The sequence below is a fragment of the Rossellomorea aquimaris genome, from assembly GCF_020171925.1.
Classification (GTDB): domain Bacteria; phylum Bacillota; class Bacilli; order Bacillales; family Bacillaceae_B; genus Rossellomorea; species Rossellomorea aquimaris_F.
In genome coordinates this window covers 995,728-1,016,495 of record NZ_JAIVAR010000001.1, presented here as the reverse complement: position 1 = coordinate 1,016,495, position 20,768 = coordinate 995,728, and the positions used below count along the sequence as shown (strand labels likewise).

Sequence of the window (20,768 nt, the reverse complement as noted above, 5' to 3'; positions counted from 1 at the left end):
CGTGTGATGGGAAGTAGTTGGGAATAGGCATGTTGGATAGTGGTATTAAAATGTTTGTTTTCAATAATGAACGTTTTGATATCGATTATAAACCCTCATGTCAACTTCCGAAGTGATTTTAAACAGCGCAGCAACGCTCACTTTTCTCGATTTGGAGTGAATGCGAGATTTGGCTGATTTTTTATGAAATTTATCATCAAAGATATGAAAGAAGGAAGTGACGTTATGAAAGCTGTGCAAGTGAATGGATATGGCGGACTCGAGCAATTGAAAGTAGTTGAAATACCAATCCCTGAACCAGGTGAATATGAAGTCTTGGTGAAGGTCAAGGCATGTGCGATCAACAATACGGAAATCTGGATGAGGGAAGGGGCATACGGTTCTGATAAGGAATCGGGATGGAGGCCTGAAGGGGTACAGTTTCCGAGAATACCGGGCTCTGATATAACGGGCAGAGTCGTCAAGGCAGGATCGTCGGTTGCTCCGTCCCTCGTTGACAAGGATGTGGTCCTGTTCCCGTTCACATCAAGCGGGGAAGAGGGGAGGGAGCATATCGCGGAAGACATGTCGTTCATCGGATCGGAGTATGACGGAGGTTATGCGGAATACGTGGTGTGGCCGGCTGCGCTCTGTTATGACATGCCGCTTGCCGACTATACGGAGAGCGCCGTGTTCTCGGTGAGTGGATTGACGGCGTGGCACATGGTGAATCAAATCGAGGCTCATTCCGGGGAAACGATCCTCGTCACGGGGGCGAACGGAGGAGTCGGTTCCCTGAATGTACAGATTGCATCCCGGGTTTTCGGGGCAAAGGTCATCGCGGTCGTTGGTGATCTGGCTGCCGAGGAACGGATGAAGGAATTGGGTGCAACCCATGTCGTATCCTACCGTTCGGATCATCTCGCGGATGACATCCTGGCTGTGAACGAAGGACCGGTCGACTCTGTTCTGGACGTCGTCGGGGATGCGTTGTTCGAGACTACACTTGCTGTATTGAAAAAAGGCGGGAAGTTCTGCATCTCGGGATCGTCAGGCGGTCAGGTGACAACGTTCGATTTCAGGACGCTTTACTTGAACCATATCACCATGTACGGATCGGTGCTTGGCACAAGGGAAGAGTTCAAGGACATGATGAAGGCAATTTCAGAAGGAAAACTACAGCCCGTCATCGACCGGACCTTCCCCCTCGAACAAGCACGCGAAGCTCAGGAATACTTCAAAAACAAAGGGAAAATGGGCAAAATCGTGCTCATCCCATAACATGAAGGTACGTCCCTCATCGCGGTAGCGCGTTACAGTGGTGAGGGACGTACCTTTGTTATTGGTTCTTTACCATTTGTGGGAATGGATGGTAAGATGGTGGATTAGAATGGTAAGTAGGGGTTATGAGTTTGATAGAGAGAGAGTGAGGGAAGGGGAATATGTTTCAATTTGATATGCCGCTTGATGCTGTTTCGGTTGGGTTGGATATGCTCGTTTGGTTGGTGATCGGGCTTGCTGCATACAGGTATTATAGAAAGAAAGAAGTGAAGCCGAGGGTGTGGAAGGTGCTTCTGGTTTTAGTGGTCGGGCAGTTTGCGTTCACGATCAATCGTGATTTCGCCGGGACACTCGTGAAATTTCCGGTTCTGCCTCTCGGTGTATGGATCATGTATGGGTTTCTGTCGAGGAGTGAGGATAGGTGGGAGAAATACCGTCCGTTCGCGTGGCTCGGTTTCTCCAGCAGTTTTTTGTTCATGATCGCGTCCCTTGTCTGGATCCCGTTTTACTCCACTGTTTATCCGGCATCGGATCCCACGACCTATATTGGAAATGTATCGAAAGCATCAATTGTGAGCATCCATCCGACTGGACGGGATGACCGCATGCTGGACAGAGACGGACTGAAAGAACAACTGCCATTCATGAAACAAAATGAAGTGGACAGTGATGGCTGGTACGAGGAAATGCACAATGAATCGGATGGGGAACGAAATAAGAATGAGCGCTTTCCTTATGTACTCCAAAATGTGTCTTCAGCATGGGGAAGCGGGGGGAATCCAGTCGTATACGTGGAGAAAGACGGAAAAGGGATTCTTGTCACAACCTTCCGCGAACAATACTATTATCGATGCGAAGAGTCGATTCTCGAGGAGGGGAGTGAATGATGACGAGAAGAAAGAAAGGGATTTTACTTGGAATCGTTCTCATACCTCTTGCTGGAATCCTATCAATCTATTGGTTTTTCTTTACAAGTCCTGCATCTCTCCCGGGGGATGACGAGATGATGGATAAAATCAATGTCACATTGCCTGCAGCGGGTGCTATCGAGATTCAGGATGCGGTCTTGATCGATGAGCGAAACGCGACGGTCTTTTTTAAGTCAAAAACAGGAACATACGGTGTCAGCAATTGGGTGTGGAAAAAGCGCAAATGGAGGCTGGCGGTCGTCCATACGAAAGGTGAACCAAGGATATGGAAGATCGAACCCGGCGATCCCTCCACTTACCGGATCATTTGGAATATCGACCCGAAAGCACGCCTCGCTACGTTGAATTTTTACTTGAAAAAGGATCGGTATTATTCGATATCGGGTGATAGGCATCGATATGATCCTGCCATCCAGATGAAGAAAGAAATGCTGTTTGAAGGTCATGAAAATGGCGTCATGAAGCTCCCGGATGATTGGGCATACGTGATGGAGACGCTGGTAGAAGGGGGAAGAAACAGCGGATTTTCCCTTTTTGATGATTTCGTGCAACAGCCTTATTTGGCCTTCGGTTGGCTACCGCTTGATGAACAAGGGGAAGAAAAGCTTCCGGGAAATGCGGTGAATGGGAACAGCTTTCACAGTATTGGCACGGAGGAAGAGCATGTGCCCCTTCTGAATAAGAGAGAGGTCGAGTAAGAACTGGACATCCGTCCCCTGTTTGAAAAGGGGACGGATGTTTTATTATTTCTGAAGATACTCTTCATTTTTCCAATCGGTGACGAACATGTGACCCGGTGCATGGGTGATCATGGTTGGGATCTTTGACGCGAGTGCAACGGCTTGGGGAGTGACACCACAAGCCCAGAACACAGGCGTTTCCCCCTCTTTAATGCCGACAAAATCACCGTAGTCGGGTCGAGTGATGTCTTCTATGCCGATTTCCGCGGGATCCCCGATATGCAGGGGCGAACCGTGCATTTCTGGGAAAAGGGAGGTGATGTCTGCTGCTTGTTGAACGAGGGAATCCGGGATCGGTCTCATCGATACGACCGTTTCTCCTTTGAAAACGCCCGCGCTTTCCGTCTGGATCGACGTCTTGTACATGGCGACATTTTTATTTTCCTGGATATGCCTGAGCGGAATGCCCCCCTTGATCAGCTGACTTTCAAATGTGAAGCTGCAGCCAATCAGGAAGCTGACGAAATCGTCCCTCCAGCAGTCGTCCACCCGCTGCTTCTTCTCCACGAGCCTGCCGTGCTCGTACACGTGATAGAGGGGGAGATCTGTCCGGATGTCGGAATCCTTTGCATAGTCGGATACGAAGCGGCCGTCCTCCAATACCTCAATCACGGGGCAAGACTTCTGGTTCCTCATGGTGAAGAGAAGAAAGTCAAATGCGTATTCCTTCGGGAGGATGACGAGGTTGGTCTGGACGTAGTCTTCGCAGACACCAGAGGTATGAGTGGTGTGGGTGCCGCTGCGGATCATTGATCGTAGTTCTGTCGGTAGCATGGATGTTGGCTCCTTTCGTGATGGTTGCTGAATTTTTTGAATTGTTTATAGTGTAACAAAAACAGCCCCTTTATACGAGAAGGGGCTGTTTGCAAATTAAGTTGATTTTGACGGGGCATCCGTCAGGCTTTCTGTAAAAATGAACTGTGCAAAGCGATAAAGCGTTTCGACCCTTTCTTCATCCGATGGAAATAATGACTGGCCGTGATTGGAGCGAATATTGATGCTTTCTTGAATGAGGGGGTGCCACTTAACCGGCAAGTGCTTCAGCCCATAATAGCCAGAATGGAGCTTTGAGATGATGTTTTCTTCCTTGATCGTATAATATTGACGCAGTAACCCGAGGACCGTCCATTCAATCTCGGTTTCGATTTTTTCTGTGGGTATATTCTGGATGTGCGGGAGCATCTCTTTATAATGTTCCACTCTATTTTTCCAGTAGCTGTTCATGTTTTTCTGTACATAATCGACAAGTTGATCAGAGTGGTCATCCAATTCAACCTGACGTGGGTCTGGCCCGATCCCCGCAATGCCTTTGTGTGCAAGCGTGAACCAGGTGATCGGGTTGAAATTAAAATACGAATCGTGGTGCATCTCTCCGTCATTGAAGAATAAATAAGATTTGCATGTGTACGCATCGACATTTTCATTCACATTTTTTAGCTCATCTAGGGTTATGTATACGCCATCCCATTCCGGTTTGTTTTTTTGTGATTGAAGTTCTTGGTGGATGGAAGCTAATACGTTCGAATCTTCCATGGTCAATTCACGACTGGTGATGGTGATGAAGTCAATGTCACTGCTGTCTTTCACATATGCATCCAGCGCTATTGAGCCGTGTATCCAAAGTCCACTGACCGTGTTCGGTAAGTATTCTTCTAGTAAACTGAGATAAGAATCAATGCTTTCCTTTACTTCTTCTGGGAATTCTTTCACTGTTTTTCCTCCTAGCATTTTTCATAGAATACCATTTTTATACAATTGTGGTCAATTGATCTTTTGGCCATCTCACACGGGCGCAATATGGTATTATTAAACAAGATTGTCAGGATAGGGGGATGATGCGTGATGGAATTCAGGGGCTCAAGCGTATATGACCAGGAAGGATTTTTCGAGAATTATTTTAAAAGAAGAGATCGGGTCGATAGCCCGAACAATGCGATCGAGGGTCCGGTCATGTGGGAACTCATCGATGGCTTCGAAGGGAAGAGTATCTTGGATCTTGGCTGCGGAGATGGTTCGTTTGGGAAGGATCTTCTGGAAAAGGGGGCCGGCCATTATACCGGTGTCGAGGGTTCGGTGCAGATGGCTGAGGCTGCCGAGCGTCATCTGGATGGTGGAAACGCGGAGGTCATCCGGGAAACGATGGAATCCTTCCCTTATCCGGAAGAGCGATTCGACATCGTCACGTCCCGCTTTGCCATTCACTATGTAGCGGATCTCCTTCAACTATTCAAGAACGTACATAGAACAATGAAAAACGGGGGCAAGTTTGTCTTTAGCGTTCAACATCCCTTGACGACATCCTCTTTTGATAGCAAGCAATCCGGGGATAAAAGAGGGAATTGGATCGTTGATGACTATTTTATAGAAGGAGAGCGGAAAGAGCCTTGGATCGATCGAGTGGTGGTGAAGCAACACCGGACGATCGAGCACTATTTTGAGGCGCTGACTCAGTCGGGGTTTACGGTCACGGCTCTTCGTGAGGGAACGCCGAGGCGCGAGCACTTTACGAGTGAGGAAGAGTTTCTTAGGAGGCAGCGGATTCCGGTTGTGTTGGTGTTTGGATGTGTGAAAAAGTAGTTGATTTGGTATTTTCGTGAATAGGCTATAATTGTCTACTGGTTAGGAGTTTTATCATGGAAAGAAGAGTATTTTTTGTTCTGAAATGTATATTGTTGGTGGTCGGATTCTTTCTTGCCACCAACGGCTATCACTCAGAGTCGGGACTCGTAATGGTCGTCTTTTGGATCGTTTACGGTATTGAGATGTCCCTGCGATCGTATCGGGAGGAAGGCAAGGTGTCACTTGGATTCAGCCTCTTGTTTCTGCTTGTTGGAGTATCCATACTCACGGTGGGACTGGTGAAGCTTTATTAGGGGTACTTTAATGCATGAAGGTACGTCCCGTGGTGCGGTGAAGTGTTAAAGCAGTTGATTAATTAAAAGGAAGTGATCGGTGATGGATGTGCGAGATGTGATGAACGAACTTGAAGCGCTCGGCAAGGAGCGGACGAAGAAGATGTATATGTCGAACGGGGCGCACGAACCGGTTTTCGGTGTGGCGACCGGCGCGATGAAACCGATGGCCAAGAAGATTGGGTTGAATCAGACACTCGCTGACGAACTGTATGCTACAGGGAACTATGATGCGATGTATTTCGCAGGCATCATCGCTGAACCGAAACAAATGGTCGCAGAGGATTTCGACCGCTGGATGGATGGGGCGTATTTCTATATGCTGTCCGATTACGTCGTGGCGGTGACGCTCGCTGAGTCCGATTTGGCAGAGGACGTTGCCGATCGTTGGATTGCGAGCGGGGACGAGCTGAGAATGTCGGGCGGTTGGAGCTGCTACTGTTGGATGCTCGGGAACCGCAAAGACGAAAGGTTCTCCGTCAGTAAGCTCGAGGCTATGCTTCAACAAGTGAAAGATACGATCCATGACGCCCCGGAGCGTACGAAATATGCGATGAATCAATTCGTGTATACGGTCGGGATCTCCTTCGTACCCCTTCATGAGAAAGCGGTCGAAATAGCAAATGAAATCGGCCCAGTCGATGTGGCAGGAAAGAAAAAGACTACTGTCCTTCGTGCCTCTGACACCATCCAGAAAGAAGTGGATCGTGGGAAAATCGGCTTTAAACGGAAATATGTCCGATGTTAAAATGTAAGTGAGGACTTTTGAAGGTACGTCCCTCGTCGCGGTGATGCGTTACCGTGATGAGGGACGTACCTTGTTTTAGTTTTTGTTATCAAGGAAGCCTTTTAATAGGAAGAAGATTCCTAGTACCAGGAATATTGGCACGAACCAGTTGTCCAGGAGTGAAGGGATGTCAGGATGATTCGGCCAGCCTTCGCTGCTAGCCGGTCCGGTCCTGTGTGCGGCCCACATGGTGGTCGCCATTAGCTTTTCAAAAGAGTAGAGTAGGGCACTTGATATGATGAGAAGAGTCCCTGATAAGATGGAAATGGACTTTTTCATGATTTCTCCTCCTTTGCTATGTAACTGGGAAATTGGTCATTTATGAGTTTACTATTTCCGTTGAGTGGGATGGAAGGTTTGTTATCGGAATGGTGATTTCTAAATCGGATGAAGTGTGAGGAACCTACAGGGGTATATATTGTCAATTTGATAATATATTTGTATTTTTAATAATAAAGTAGTCGCTTTTGATAATATATTCTAATTTTAGATAATAAAACCATTGTTTTTGATAATAAACCAGTGTGGAGCCACAATTCAGGGACTGTTTTGACTACGGAGAGGCCGATTTTGCACAGTTTTTTGCAGTGCTCGAATGAAAAACACCATTTTATGAGGTTTTTTTAAAAAGATCTTAACAAATTGAGGGTTTTAAGACACTTTATTAAAGAAGCGCGCCTGAAAATTTAGGCTTGCTTGTGATAGGTGAGCGGGCTAACAGGTTCAAAGAAGGCTTCCGAAACACAATGAACCGAGGGACCTGTCCCCGCGGCACACCCACTCCCCACGTACCCAAACCCCAACCATGCTCTGCGGCCAAACGATGAACCACGGTACCTGTCCCCATGGCCCACCCATGCGGACCCCGATCCAACGGACCTGTCCCCGCGGTACACACCATCTGCCCCAAAAAACCACCCAAAATAAATATTTTCAAAATTTAATAGAAAATACTGTTGATTCCGGAAAATGGTTGGGCTATAATAACATCAACGAAAGCGCTTTCGATGAAGAGGGGACAACAATGGTTACAATCTATGATCTTGCCAGGAAGACTGGTTTTTCCAGTACGACGGTTTCAAAAGCTTTGAATAATTATACTGATGTGAGTGAGAAGACGAAGAAGAAGATCCTGGAGGCGGCAGCCGAGATGGGTTATTTACCGAATGCCCATGCACAGTCGTTATCGACGAAGAAGTCGTGGACGATCGGCGTTATGTTCGCCGAGGATAATGAGGTCGGGATGAAGCACCCGTTCTTCAGTGCCCTGATTGAGAGTTTCCGAAAATATGTGGAACGTGAAGGGTACGATCTGATTTTTGCGTCGCGAAACCTGCGTCAGCGTGATACGAGTTATTTGGAACATTTTCTCTACCGTGCTGTGGATGGGATTGTCGTCATCTGTTCAGACCCGCACGACCCAGAGGTACAGGAGATGATCAACAGTCATCTGCCGATCGTCGTGATCGATATGAGTGGTCAGAACTGCAGTGTGGTGTATTCCGATAATATCGAGGGAGGACGGCTTGCGGTGAATTACTTGCATTCACTCGGCCATACGGAAATCGCTCATATATCGGGTGACCCGAGCATCGATGCGGGGGCTCAGCGCATCAAAGGCTTTACGAAGGCGATGGATGAACTGAATCTTCCTATCAGGGAAGGATACATCGTCAATGGCGGGATGTTCTCGATCGAAGAAGGAAAGGCTGCGATGGAAACGCTCCTTTCACACGAAACGATGCCGACCGCGGTATTCGTATCAGGGGACCATATGGCAATTGGAGCCATGGAAGCAGCCAAGGAGAAGGGACTCAGGATCCCGGAAGATATCTCGATCATCGGATATGATGATATCGAAATGTCATCCTACGTGACACCGAAACTGACGACCGTGAAACAGGATACGGACAGGATCGGGGCATGTGCAGGGAAGCTCCTGATGAACCAGATCATCCAGAAAAAGAAGATCCTTGCGACTGAAGTCGTTCCAGTCGAACTCATCATAAGGGAATCTTGCACAAGAGTAAGAAAAGAAAAAAATGTATGATCGCATATATTTTTTAGGTGATTTCGAAACCGGTTTCGGAATTTTTTTAAGAAAAGTTTCGAAACCGCTTTCGTCCACATATATCCATTTAGGGAAAAAAGGGGGATACACATGAAGAAGTTTCTAGCTTTATTCATGACAGTAGTGTTGTTGGCTGGGGTATTGTCTGCTTGTTCCGGTAATTCGGAAACATCAGGAGACTCAAAGTCGAAGAAAGATGTTGATTTAAAGGTTTGGTCATTCACGGATGAATTGAAGAAGCCAATCACGACATTTGAAGAAAAGAATGGGGTAAAAGTGGAATTGACAATCGTTCCAATCGCGGACTATCCGACGAAACTTAAGCCTGTTCTTGAAAGCGGTGTCGGTGCACCTGACGTCTTCACTGGGGAAATTGCTTTCCTTAAACAGTGGGTGGATGCAGGTTACTGGGAGAATCTTTCGGAAGATCCGTATAACGTAGAAGACATTAAAGACAAATACGTTCCATATGTATTCGATTTAGGAAAAGACAAAGATGGTAATGTTAGAGCGCTATCTTGGCAAACAACGCCTGGTGGTGTCTTCTATAGAAGAAGTATCGCGAAAGAAGTTCTTGGCACGGATGATCCAGCGGAAGTCGGCAAGATGATGGGCTCCATGGAAGAAGTGTTCAAGGTAGCTGAAAAGATGAAAGAAAAAGGTTACAGCATGTTCCCGGATGAAGGAGCGATCCGCTGGTTTGCTCAAGGCGAGAATCCACAGCCATGGGTGAATGACAAAGGCGAACTGAAATTGACTGATGAGAAGATCAAATTCTTGGATCACGCAAAAACACTTCGTGAGAACAGCTACACAGCGCTTGCGGGTGAGTGGTCTCCATCTTGGTTCGAAGGCATGGATAAGCCGATCAAAGTAAAAGAAAACGGTAAAGAGAAAGAAACACAAGTATTCTCATATGTCCTTCCAACATGGGGACTTCATAGCGTATTGAAAACAAACGTTAAAGAAACAGCCGGTGACTGGGCTGTCACTAGCGGACCAAGCCCATACTTCTGGGGTGGTACGTGGTTAGGTGTGTACAACAAGTCTGAAAACAAAGAGCTAGCGTATGATTTTGTAAAAATGATGACGCAAGACGATGAGTTCTTGACAGAGTGGGCGAAGGAAACAGGAGACGTCCTTGCTTACAACCCTGTAACGAACGAAATCAAGGATGATTTCAGCAGTGAGTTCCTTGGCGGACAAAATAACTATGAGTTCTTCTTGGAGCAAGCGAAAGAAATCGAGCCAGGTATCGTAACAAAATACGATCAACAGCTTGATACGTTCTACGGAAATGCTGTTCAGCAATATGTAGACGGCAAGAAGTCCAAGAAAGATGCAATCAAGGAATTCTATCAAAAAGCACAAAATGCGTACCCTGACTTAAAGGTACCGAAAAACTAATCAGTCATTGATGGCAAGCGGCGGGATTGTCTTCGCCGCTTGCCAAAATCTAAACCATAGAGGGGGCTAGGGGAATGAAAAATGTGAATAAATACGGATATTTCTTCATTGCTCCGTTTTGGATCATTTTCCTGATCTTCAGCATTTATCCTGTTGCACTGACATTCTATTACAGCTTTACAAACTATACAGGCAGCGGCGTAGCGGAAGTCGTCGGGCTTGCGAATTACAAGCGTCTGATCACGGACACGTATTTTGTGGAAGCATTCTTCAATACGTGGAAAATCTGGGGAGTCAACTTCCTCCTACAGATCGGACTCGCACTTATTTTGGCATTGATCTTTTCTGATATGAGAATGAAGATGAGGGGACTCGCCTTCTTCAGGTCGATCTTCTATCTGCCAAATTTAATCACCATCAGCTCGGTTGCCTTGCTGTTCGGTATTCTACTAGATTGGCAGCACGGCTCTTTAAACATGATTCTATTAAACATTGGTCTTATATCAGAACCGATAAACTGGCTTAATGAGCCAACGACGGCTCAGCTTTCCGTCTCACTCATCCTGACATGGATGTGGTTCGGACACTCCTTCATCGTCGTGATGGCTGGGGTATCCGGTATTTCGAAAGATTACTATGAAGCGGCCCTCATCGATGGGGCAAACCGCTGGCAAACATTTACGAAGATCACCCTACCGCTGTTAAAGCCGATCCTCTTGTATATCATGATCACATCCCTCATCGGTGGACTGCAGCTATTCGACCTGCCGATGCTTCTGACCGACGGAATCGGGTCGCCGGATGGATCACTGAACACGATGGTCCTGTACCTATACAATCAGGCCTTCAAGTATAACAACTACGGATACGCTTCGGCCGTTGCGTATGGATTATTCGTCATCACCCTGATCTTCTCTGCAATGGTATTCAAAGGGATGTATCGAAATGAACGCAAGCAACCAAGGCAGGTGTAGAAAAGATGTTAGGAAAAACAGCAGTTGATAAAGAAGTGCAGTTCAAGGGAGAAGTAAAGGATCCGAATCCCGGTGTGCTCCCTCAAGAAACGAAAGAAAAGAAACCACGCAGTATCGTGAAAGCCATCATTTATGTCACGCTGATCGTCATGGCAATTGTCTGCTTCATCCCATTCTTGATGATGCTTGTCAACGCCACACGTTCGAATGAAGCCATCCTGTCAGGGTTCACGCTGATCCCTGGTACGGCTCTGATGGAAAACTACAATACGATGATGGAATATGTCAATATCTGGACCGGTTTCAAGAACAGCTTGATCATTTCGGTGCTCGTCACGGTCCTGTCAGGGTATTTCTCCGCATTGACGGCTTATGGGTTTGCTTTTTACACATTCAAAGGAAAGAACTTCCTGTTCGTCTTCATGCTTGTCATGATGATGGTGCCAGGTCAACTTGGCTTGATCGGGTTCTATGAACTTAGTAAAAATCTTGGGATCCTGGATACATACATCCCATTGATCGTCCCGACGATCGCCAGTCCGTTCGTCGTGTTCTTCTTGCGACAGTACATCCAGACGACGCTTCACCCGAGCTTGATCGAAGCAGCCCGGATCGACGGCGCGAGCGAGTTCAAAATTTTCCATACAGTGGCGATCCCGATCATGATGCCTGCCGTTGCAACGATGTCGATCTTCACGTTCATCGGATCTTGGAACAACTACATCATGCCACTCGTCATCCTGTTCTCGCCTGAGAAATACACATTGCCTGTCCTGATGGGATTCCTGAAAGGATCGCAGGTGGCGCAGAACCTTGGAAGCATGTACTTAGGAATCGCGATTTCAGTCGTCCCAATCATGATCGCTTTCCTATTCCTATCAAAATATATCGTCAACAGCATCTCAGCTGGATCAGTTAAAGAATAAGGAAGCAGCGGGCATGGTCCCGTGCTTCCTACATTGAAGGGGAGAAGACTTATGAAATTTGATAAACACTTTACGTTCGGAACCGCAACATCCTCCTATCAAATCGAAGGGGCTGCAAGTGAAGGGGGCAGAACGCCGTCCATCTGGGATATGTTCTGTGACATCCCGGGAAGGGTATACGAGCAGCACAACGGAGACGTCGCCTGCGATCATTACCACCGCTTCGAGGAAGACGTCCAGCATATCAAACGTTTAGGCGTGGATACGTACCGATTCTCGATTGCATGGCCGCGCATTTTCCCAGAGAAAGGGAAGTACAATCAGGAAGGCATGGATTTTTATAAAAAATTGGCAACGCGTCTTCGTGAAGAGGGCATCAAACCGGCAGTGACGCTATATCACTGGGATCTTCCGATGTGGGCGCATGAAGAAGGCGGCTGGGTCAATCGTGAGTCTGTTGCTTGGTTCCTTGATTATGCAAGAGCGTGCTTCACCGAGCTTGATTCAATCGTTGATTCCTGGATTACACACAACGAACCTTGGTGCGCAGGATTCCTCGGCTACCATCAAGGGGTGCATGCACCTGGGCACACGAACATGGACGAAGCGGTGAAAGCCGTTCACCATATGCTCCTTTCCCACGGAAAGGCAGTCGAAATGTTGAAAAAAGAATTCGGTTCACAAACTGAGATCGGCATCACGCTGAACCTGTCACCGGTGTATGCGAAGACTGACTCCGTCAACGATCAGCTTGCTGCAAACAATGCGGACGGCTACTCTAACCGTTGGTTCCTGGATCCGGTCTTCAAAGGGGAATACCCGAAGGACATGCTGAACCTGTTCTCGAAATATGTTCACTCCTATGATTTCATCAAGGAAGGCGACATGGAAGCCATTTCCGTTGACTGCGACTTCTTCGGCATCAATTACTACAGCCGTGGGATCGTCGAATTCAATGCCGCAGCCGACTTCCTGCACCGTGGCGCTCATTCCGATTACGAAAAAACAGGCATGGGCTGGGACATTGCACCAGCTGAATTCAAGGATCTTATCCGCCGTCTGAGAGCGGAGTATACACAGCTTCCGATCATCATCACGGAAAACGGAGCAGCCTACGATGACGTACTTGAAAATGGAAGAGTCCACGACAAAGAACGTACGGACTACGTTGAAAAGCATATTCAAGCGGTTTCCGATTTGAATGAAGAAGGCATGAACATCTCAGGGTATTACCTCTGGTCCCTGATGGATAACTTCGAGTGGAGCTTCGGCTACGACAAGCGCTTCGGCATCCTGTACGTCGACTTTGATACACAGGAGCGCATCTGGAAAGACAGCGCTTACCGCTACGCTGAAATCATCCGCGACCATAAGAAGAAGCATTCGTTACAAGAGGAGATCGTACAATGACATTTACGCGTGCAGACATCATTCTGACCGCGAAAGAAACAGGGGACCGGCTTGCTAAAAAGGAGCCGGTTTCCTTTTCGGATGCGGTAGAACCAGCTGGTACACATATAAAACTAGATCGTAGCCGTACTTTTCAGGAGATGATCGGCTTCGGTGGCGCCTTCACCGAAGCGACGGCATACAGCTTGTCCAAAATCAGTCCCGAGAAGAGGGATGAGGTCATCAAGCGCTATTTCGATCCGGTTGACGGACTCGGCTACGTGATGGGTCGGACCCACATCCACAGCTGTGATTTTGCATTGGAAAATTACACATATGTGGAAGAGGGAGACACTTCTTTAGAGAGTTTCTCGATCGAACGTGAGAGGAAGCTTGTCCTGCCGTTGATTCATGATGCGATGAAAGCGGCGGGAAGAGAGCTGTCCATCGTGTCTTCGCCTTGGAGCCCGCCGCCATGGATGAAAACGAACGGTGAAATGAATAACGGCGGAAAGCTGTTGCCTGAGTTCGAGCCGGTCTGGGCAGAGTATTATTCCAAATACATCGACGCCATGAAGGAAGAGGGAGTCGAGATTTGGGGCATCACCATCCAGAACGAACCGGAAGCGAAGCAAGTCTGGGATTCCTGTCTGTATACGGGCGAGGAAGAGCGTGATTTTATCAAGAATCATCTCGGACCATCGCTTGAACGGAACGGTCACGAGGACGTGAAGGTCATCATCTGGGATCATAACCGCGACGTCATTTTCGAACGGGCAAGTGCAGTGCTATCCGATCCGGAAGCGGCGCGCTACGTCTGGGGAACCGGTAACCATTGGTACGTGTCGGAGGAATTCGAAAATCTTTCGAAGGTGCATGATGCGTTCCCGGATAAGCATCTGATTTTTACCGAAGGATGCATCGAAGGCGGCGTTCAGCTTGGTGCCTGGCATACGGGTGAAAGGTATGCCCGTAATATCCTCGGTGACCTGAACAACCACCTCGAAGCATGGATCGACTGGAACATCGTGCTGAACGAAGAAGGCGGTCCGAATCACGTCGGCAATTACTGCGATGCGCCGGTGATCGTGGATACGGTGAAGGATGAAGTCCATTACAATAGTTCCTTCTATTATATAGGGCATTTCAGTAAATATATTTTGCCTGGTGCGCGCCGGATCTGGAGCGAAGTATCGTCAGAGCGGGTCAGTGCCACGGCGTTCGAGAATCGTGATGGCCGGATTGCGGTCGTTGTGATGAATGCAGGTGATTCGGCTGAGGATGTTTCGGTCGGGTGCGGGGACGGAGCTGCGAGCTTTAGTCTGCCGGGGCATTCGATTGTGACGTTTTTGTTGAGTGAGGGTTGAGGTTGAAATTGAAGCATTTGATTGGGCAGTCCCTTTTGTTGGGGGCTGCTTTTTTTGTGTTTGGGGTTGGGGGAGTGTCCCGTTTCGGGGGATGAGGGGTCAGGTTCGGTGTCCCGTTTCGAGGATGGGCCGCGGGGACAGGTCCCTTGGTCCGCGTTGAGGGGTGGGATTTTGGTTTTGATAATAAATCTCTGTTTTTGATAATATAATTGGATTTTTGATAATAAGTCGTCTGGTTTTGATAATATGTTGGGGTTTGGTAGTGGATTTGATGCCTGATACGATGTAATAAGCCTTTATATGTTAGGGGAGAAGACTTTTTTTACTAGAATCAACATTTTTTTGCTTGAATTTAATAAAAAACGTTGATTATTTTTAACTTTTTGTAGGAATGTTCCTTTATCTACTACCTTACTTTTAACATAATTTAACACAAACGACACAACATTATGTCTTTTTTTCAAATAAATGTAATTCCAATGAGGTTGCTAGTCAAAATGACGTATAGTGAAAGTAACGATTGGTCGAAGGGGGAGTTGGATGGACAGTCAACTGATTGTTTCACTGATCATTTTGGTCACGGTTGCAGAGGTAGGCGCGGTGATTCTGTTTGTAAAATACAGGCGGGGTGAGATCGAAGCGAACCCATTTGTGACAATCGTGAAGAAAGAATGGCTCGTCTTTTATTATGCTCTCTTCAAGTGGAAGATGAGGGGGGATGGACCTAGTACATTTGCTTACCATAAAGGCTCGAACTACTTCTGGCTGTTCATCGCGCTCCTTCACGAGCAGGTGATTGAAGCGATTGTTTTCCACATCTACCTGAAAGAAGTGGATCCTCTCCGTGCGAATATCCTCGTTGTGCTCCATGTTTACAGCATCCTTTACATGCTTGGGGATTATAATCTTGTTCGGAATTCCCCCATCCTGTTAAAAGGGAATCATGTGTTGATGAAGATCGGGGCAAGAAGGTCACTCTGTTTCCACATCGGGGACATCGAAGCCATCCAGCCTACAAGGACGCAGTATCGTAACAACGGCAGTATCATACATGAAAAAAATGTGTTTCATGTCACGGCACTGCCGAGGGTTTTGACGCGGATCTTTGGCATGATCGATGAACTGAAATATGAAATCGTCTTTAAAGAACCGATCGCTACGCGCGGGTATTTTGGTCAGAAAAAAGAAGTGCATAAAGCCTTGATTTACATGGAGGATCCGGAGTCACTCATCCGGGATCTGAATGAAAGGCTAGCAGGATACGAAGAACTTTCAGAAGCGGAAGATGAACGGTTAACCGCAGCCGCTGCCGAGGGGGAAAGAGCGCCGTTAATCAACTGGAAAGTGTATTTTACACTTCTGTTTCTTAATGTGCTGGGTGCAGTGGCGATTGCCCCTTACGCGATGGCAAGGGAAAACCTTCATGAGATCATGGGACTCGGAAAGCTGTCGTTCACACTGTTCTACGTTGTGCAAGTCTTATTGGAAGCAGGCATTCTATTGTTCATCGGTCTTTGGCTCATGAAGAAAGTGAAGCTTACAGTCCCCATTATCGAAGCATTTTTCACAAAAAGCAGGCCGGTTCATTCTTTTTACAAAAACATAGGGAAGTCCGCCCTGTATGGAATCCTCTCAGGCATCGCCATCAGCATCTTCAGCCTGATCGTCTCGAAGCCACTCGGGGTGGACAATTCCTCACTGAATGAGCCATCATGGTGGCTGGGTACACTTGGTTCATTCGGCGCTGCCGTGAATGAAGAGTCGATCTTCCGGTTGTTCCTCGTACCTTTTATGCTTTGGCTGTTCATGAAACTCATGAAAGGAGAGGTGACCAAACCGAAAATCTGGACCGCCATCGTCTTTTCATCCGTGGTATTCGGGGTCATGCATTACAGCGTAGCCGCTGCCAATTTGGAAATGAGCGTCGGGATCTTTGTCAGCATGCTCGTGATCAACGGAATCGGAGGAATCGTATTTGGAGCACTATTCGTTTTCATGGGGCTCGAGTTTGCCATGATTGCCCATTTTACGGCGGATCTTGTCATACATGTGGTGGGGCCGCGAGTGGTGGAGTGAGTGGTAGCGGGAGGGAGACACAAATCTTAAACAGTAATGGGATGGTGTTCTCGTCTACCACCGGATTCATCTCGAAAGAAAGGGAGAATTCCCCCGAATTGAAGGAAGCATTTTAAAAATCCTTATAATATAAAACCAATGAAAAAACTAAAAGAGTAGGAATCGGTCTGGAACAAATCATCGAACATCATCAAGGAGAACTACTCATCAAAACCAATCCACATGGAGGCACAACCGCAGGATTCATCCTGCCCTTGAACAAATAGTTGTAAGGTACGTCCCTCACCACGGTAAAGCTTTACCGCATCGAGGGACGTACCTTTAAAGATTTTCTTTTAGCATCCCGATCATCTCTTTGATCATTTCTTCCGCTCTTGAGTCTGCGGGACAGACGGCGTAGAAGGGCCTGTGGATGACGTAAGGGTCGATCGGGAAGAGGGTTCCGTTTGCGACTTCTTCTTTGACCATGGAGCTTGAGAGGAAGGCGATGCCAAGTCCCCTTAGCGCAAGCTGCTTGATGAGGTGGTGGCTTCCTGCTTCGATGATCTCTGCTGGATTGATTTGTTCCGATTTGATGAATTGTTCGGCGTAGTCACGTGTGCCGGACCCTTCTTCCCGTAAGATGAGGGGAGAAGAGTGGAGAGTCATGCCCCGTTTTGCGAAGAAGCGCAGTTCATCACGGCTGATGATCTCGGTCTGGAAAGGCTCGATTCCTCGTGTTCCTTCTACGATGGCAAGGTCGAGTTCGTGATTTTCGAGGAGCTCGACGATGCCGTCATGATTATGGACCTTTATTTGAAGCCGGACATGCGGATAGAGAATCTTGATTTTTTTCACAAAATCGGGAAGAAGGGCGGCACTGACGGTATGTGTCGATCCGATCCTCAGTAAAATCTCGTCCTGTTCATCCCCTGAATGCTCCATCGACTTCCAGATCTCCATCATCTTCTGACCTTCCGCGAAAACTTTCTGGCCGGCAGGGGTCAGGGTGAATGGAATGTGGGGGGAGCTTCTGTCGATGAGCTTCACACCGAGTGACTCCTCGAGCTTTTTTATATGAACACTGACCGTCGGCTGCGAGAGATTTAAGAATTCGCTCGTCTTCGTGAAATGCTGGAAGTGAGCGAGGGTGACAAACGTGCGGATCCAATTGAGCTCCATATAGGGTACCTCCATTACGAATCGTAATCAAACTCATTACTATTATTCATTATCATTATAACCTGATGCACGGTATAATGACAGGGAAGGAGTGAAGAACGTATGGAATGGTTATTATTTATCCTCGGAGGTGCTTCGATCGGTGTGATTTCCGGTTTCTTTGGAATCGGGGGAGGCATCGTGCTAACACCGGCGTTATTGATTCTTGGATACGAGCCAAGTCAGGCGATCATGCTGTCCTTGATGCTCACATTGGGATCGACACTGACCGGTACCCTGTCTCATCTCAAACTGAATAACGTGAACGTGAAACTTGCCGTCACCCTCGGAGTTTTCGGTGTGATCGGTTCGGTCTTGACTGCGCCTTTCGTCAAATGGCTCGACTCCGTCAACGGCGCGGCAACCGTGATCTCGATCGCGTATATTGTCATTTTAAGCTGGTTTTCTTACCAGTTCTTCAGTAAACACGAGAAGGAATCGAGTGCAAAAGGCAAAGGGGCCGTTTCGGTGATCGGCTTCTTCACCGGAGTGATTTCTTCACTTATGGGAGTCAGCGGCGGTTTCGTCATGACGCCCCTACTGACAAAATGGATCAAGCTGGACCTGAACAAAGCCATCGGTACGAGCATTTCGGCCGCCTCGATCATCGTACTGTCCGGCATCGGTTCTTATATGTTCACTGGTGAAAGTCTTGATTACCGGCACGGCATCGTGCTGATCCTTGGTGCGCTGCTCGGAACGCCGCTCGGATCATTGCAGCTAAAAAGATTCTCAGTCGTTAAAGTTAAGAGGATGCTTTCATTTATGTACATGATCGTAGCCGTGAGCGTCCTGTTGAAAATGCTTTCCCTCTCAGCTGTGTCGTTCGGCATCATCATTGCTTCCGTGCTGGCGTTTTTCGGGATATTAATTTATACCGTGCAGCAAGGGAAGCGTGGGGAAGGTTTGAGTGGGTGAAGGGTTGGTATTGGGATTTCGCAAATACACAATAAAAGGGCAGGGTCCTGATAATTGAATCCGCCTTTTTTTGTGCAAGGGAATGGGGGGCGGGATTGTGGTCTTTCTTAAGTTTGTGGTTGTTGGTATGCTGGCGGTGGGATCAGATTAGAATCATTCTCAATAGAGCATATAATTTAAATTAGGAGCATATATCTTTAAATTGGAGCATAAATCCTTAGAACGGTGCGTATTTTTTGTCGAATGGATCATAAATTCCGAAATAGGAGCATATTTTATTCTCTGCTAGAAATTCAATCGGGATTGAGGAGTGGAAACTTGTTTGGAACACGAAAAAATTTAAAAATGACAAATTTTAGAGCGGAATTAGAGTCATAACGGAGATTTTAGAAGAGGGCAGGTCCATATCCACCGGATTTGTCCTTTTTCGTTGAACCTCAACTTTTTATTAAACGAACCATGGTATCGATCCCAGGTTCTGAAAGGGGGCAGGGTCCATACCTAATGGATCCTCCCTTTTTTTGTGCAAGGGAATGGAGTCTTTCTCGAGATTATTTATGGCGGCGGTCGGTTCAGATTAGAATCATTATCATTAGAGCATAAAATTTAAATTAGGAGCATATATCTCCAGATTGGAGCATAAATCCATAGAACGGCGCGTATTTTTTGTCGAATGGATCATATATTCCGAAATAGGAGCATATTTCACTCTCTACTAGAAATTCAATCGGGATTGAGGAGTGGAAACTTGATTGGAACACGAAAAAATTTAAAAGTGACAAATTTTAGCTCGAAATTAGAGTCATAACGGAAATTTTTGAAGAGGGCAGGGTCCATAACAAACGGATCTGTCCTTTTTTGTTGAACCCCAACTTTTCATAAATCGAACCACGGTGCCTGTCCCCGCGGTCCGCCCCACCAATCGAACCACGGTACCTGTCCCCCTGGTCCCCCCGTCCCCCCGGCCCCTGGCCGACCTCCAAAACCTCCAAACTCTCCATTCTTTGTTTAAAACCCAAACTTTTCGTGAAAATAAGGTATGTAGAACATTAGATTATTGAGGAGGAGTTAGTATGACTAATCATAAAACAGCGATTATTACGGGTGCGAGCAGTGGTATTGGACAGGCGACGGCGAAGGAGCTGGCGTCGAAGGGGATTACGGTGATGTTGGCCGCGAGAAGGGAAGAGCGTTTGAAGGAGCTTCAGGAAGAGATTCAGCAGGCAGGCGGAAAGGCGTTCTATCATGTTACAGATGTGACGAACGTCGAGGAGATGGAGCAGCTTGCGAAGAAAACGAAGGAAGAATGCGGAAGTATCGATATCCTGGTCAACAATGCGGGGCTCATGCCGCTTTCGTTTATGAATAAACGTAAAATCAAGGAATGGGATCAGATGGTGGATGTGAATATTAAGGGAGTGCTTTACGGGATTTCAGCGGTCCTTCCTTATATGGAAGAGCAGAAATCCGGGCATATCATCAATATTTCATCCGTGGCGGGACATAAGGTCATGCCGGGAAGTGCGGTCTACAGCGGGACGAAATATGCGGTCCGCGCGATTACGGAAGGACTGCGTCAGGAAATGAACGCATCGCATAACATCCGTACGACGATCATTTGCCCTGGTGCGGTGGCAACGGAACTGACACACACGATTACGGACGAGGATGTGTTGGAAGCATTCAAGGGCCGCGAAATGAAGCCGCTTGATAGCGAAAACATCGCGAAGTCGATCTCGTATGCAGTCGAACAGCCTGAGCATGTCGATGTAAATGAAATCATCGTGCGTCCGACACAGCAAGATATGTAAA

General features: G+C 47.3%; 19 protein-coding genes. 15 read left to right on the top strand and 4 right to left on the bottom strand.

Translation table 11 applies throughout. The features are described 5' to 3' along the window. Positions 1–225 precede the first annotated feature (225 nt). From LCM10_RS05240 to LCM10_RS05230, 3 genes are all read left to right on the top strand, one after another. Positions 226–1,260 carry a zinc-binding dehydrogenase gene (locus tag LCM10_RS05240; RefSeq protein ID WP_224875110.1) on the top strand — a complete coding sequence of 345 codons (1,035 nt, stop codon included), beginning with the start codon at positions 226–228 and terminating at the stop codon, positions 1,258–1,260. 161 nt (positions 1,261–1,421) lie between these two features. Further along, the gene (locus LCM10_RS05235) at positions 1,422–2,147 is read left to right on the top strand and encodes a hypothetical protein (RefSeq protein WP_224875109.1); all 726 of its coding nucleotides are present in this window, start codon (positions 1,422–1,424) and stop codon (positions 2,145–2,147) included. Continuing rightward, entirely contained in the window at positions 2,144–2,887 is a 744-nt protein-coding gene (locus tag LCM10_RS05230; RefSeq protein WP_224875108.1) for a hypothetical protein, read from the top strand. The genes LCM10_RS05235 and LCM10_RS05230 overlap by 4 nt, the downstream gene beginning before the upstream one ends. Before the next feature lie 45 nt (positions 2,888–2,932). On the opposite strand, the gene LCM10_RS05225 is transcribed toward LCM10_RS05230, so the two are convergent. Together LCM10_RS05225 and LCM10_RS05220 are read right to left on the bottom strand one after the other, a co-directional pair. Next, on the bottom strand, positions 2,933–3,703 hold the full coding sequence (locus tag LCM10_RS05225; protein WP_224875107.1) for a putative hydro-lyase: 771 nt from the start codon (positions 3,701–3,703) through the stop codon (positions 2,933–2,935). 96 nt (positions 3,704–3,799) lie between these two features. Next, entirely contained in the window at positions 3,800–4,639 is an 840-nt protein-coding gene (locus LCM10_RS05220; protein WP_224875106.1) for an aminoglycoside adenylyltransferase domain-containing protein, read from the bottom strand. A 132-nt stretch (positions 4,640–4,771) separates the two neighbouring features. Here LCM10_RS05220 and LCM10_RS05215 point away from each other — a divergent pair, with 132 nt between their 5' ends. The 3 genes from LCM10_RS05215 to LCM10_RS05205 all read left to right on the top strand — a co-directional run bounded on the left by LCM10_RS05215 (position 4,772) and on the right by LCM10_RS05205 (position 6,589). Then, complete coding sequence (locus LCM10_RS05215; RefSeq protein ID WP_224875605.1) at positions 4,772–5,506, top strand: class I SAM-dependent methyltransferase; 735 nt, start codon at positions 4,772–4,774, stop codon at positions 5,504–5,506. 56 nt (positions 5,507–5,562) lie between these two features. Continuing rightward, positions 5,563–5,802, top strand: coding sequence for a hypothetical protein (locus LCM10_RS05210; RefSeq protein ID WP_224875105.1), 240 nt, complete (start codon positions 5,563–5,565; stop codon positions 5,800–5,802). Positions 5,803–5,884: 82 nt separating this feature from the next. After that, positions 5,885–6,589 (top strand): DNA alkylation repair protein, encoded by a 705-nt coding sequence (locus LCM10_RS05205; protein ID WP_224875604.1) that lies wholly within the window; start codon positions 5,885–5,887, stop codon positions 6,587–6,589. A 75-nt stretch (positions 6,590–6,664) separates the two neighbouring features. Here LCM10_RS05205 and LCM10_RS05200 read toward each other — a convergent pair whose 3' ends face one another. Beyond that, positions 6,665–6,907, bottom strand: coding sequence for a hypothetical protein (locus LCM10_RS05200; protein WP_224875104.1), 243 nt, complete (start codon positions 6,905–6,907; stop codon positions 6,665–6,667). 745 nt (positions 6,908–7,652) lie between these two features. Here LCM10_RS05200 and LCM10_RS05195 point away from each other — a divergent pair. The 7 genes from LCM10_RS05195 to LCM10_RS05165 all read left to right on the top strand — a co-directional run bounded on the left by LCM10_RS05195 (position 7,653) and on the right by LCM10_RS05165 (position 16,838). Continuing rightward, positions 7,653–8,678, top strand: coding sequence for a LacI family DNA-binding transcriptional regulator (locus LCM10_RS05195; protein WP_224875103.1), 1,026 nt, complete (start codon positions 7,653–7,655; stop codon positions 8,676–8,678). A 111-nt stretch (positions 8,679–8,789) separates the two neighbouring features. Continuing rightward, complete coding sequence (locus LCM10_RS05190) at positions 8,790–10,106, top strand: ABC transporter substrate-binding protein (RefSeq protein ID WP_224875102.1); 1,317 nt, start codon at positions 8,790–8,792, stop codon at positions 10,104–10,106. A 74-nt stretch (positions 10,107–10,180) separates the two neighbouring features. Next, positions 10,181–11,080, top strand: coding sequence for a carbohydrate ABC transporter permease (locus LCM10_RS05185; RefSeq protein ID WP_224875101.1), 900 nt, complete (start codon positions 10,181–10,183; stop codon positions 11,078–11,080). Positions 11,081–11,229: 149 nt separating this feature from the next. Next, a complete protein-coding gene (locus LCM10_RS05180) occupies positions 11,230–12,006 on the top strand; it encodes a carbohydrate ABC transporter permease (RefSeq protein ID WP_224875603.1) in 777 nt (258 codons plus the stop codon). 51 nt (positions 12,007–12,057) lie between these two features. After that, a complete protein-coding gene (locus LCM10_RS05175) occupies positions 12,058–13,416 on the top strand; it encodes a GH1 family beta-glucosidase (protein ID WP_224875100.1) in 1,359 nt (452 codons plus the stop codon). Continuing rightward, positions 13,413–14,762: a glycoside hydrolase family 30 protein gene (locus tag LCM10_RS05170; protein WP_224875099.1), complete on the top strand. Its 1,350-nt coding sequence runs from the start codon at positions 13,413–13,415 to the stop codon at positions 14,760–14,762. Before LCM10_RS05175 ends, LCM10_RS05170 begins: the two co-directional genes overlap by 4 nt. 540 nt (positions 14,763–15,302) lie before the next feature. Next, a complete protein-coding gene (locus LCM10_RS05165) occupies positions 15,303–16,838 on the top strand; it encodes a CPBP family intramembrane glutamic endopeptidase (protein WP_224875098.1) in 1,536 nt (511 codons plus the stop codon). A 321-nt stretch (positions 16,839–17,159) separates the two neighbouring features. Here LCM10_RS05165 and LCM10_RS05160 read toward each other — a convergent pair whose 3' ends face one another. Continuing rightward, positions 17,160–17,999 (bottom strand): LysR family transcriptional regulator, encoded by an 840-nt coding sequence (locus LCM10_RS05160; protein WP_224875097.1) that lies wholly within the window; start codon positions 17,997–17,999, stop codon positions 17,160–17,162. A gap of 102 nt (positions 18,000–18,101) precedes the next feature. On the opposite strand from LCM10_RS05160, the gene LCM10_RS05155 reads away from it, so the two are divergent. Then, the gene (locus tag LCM10_RS05155) at positions 18,102–18,956 is read left to right on the top strand and encodes a sulfite exporter TauE/SafE family protein (protein ID WP_224875096.1); all 855 of its coding nucleotides are present in this window, start codon (positions 18,102–18,104) and stop codon (positions 18,954–18,956) included. A gap of 1,073 nt (positions 18,957–20,029) precedes the next feature. Continuing rightward, positions 20,030–20,767, top strand: a complete 738-nt coding sequence (locus tag LCM10_RS05150; RefSeq protein ID WP_224875095.1) for an SDR family oxidoreductase — start codon at positions 20,030–20,032, stop codon at positions 20,765–20,767. Position 20,768: the final 1 nt, after the last annotated feature.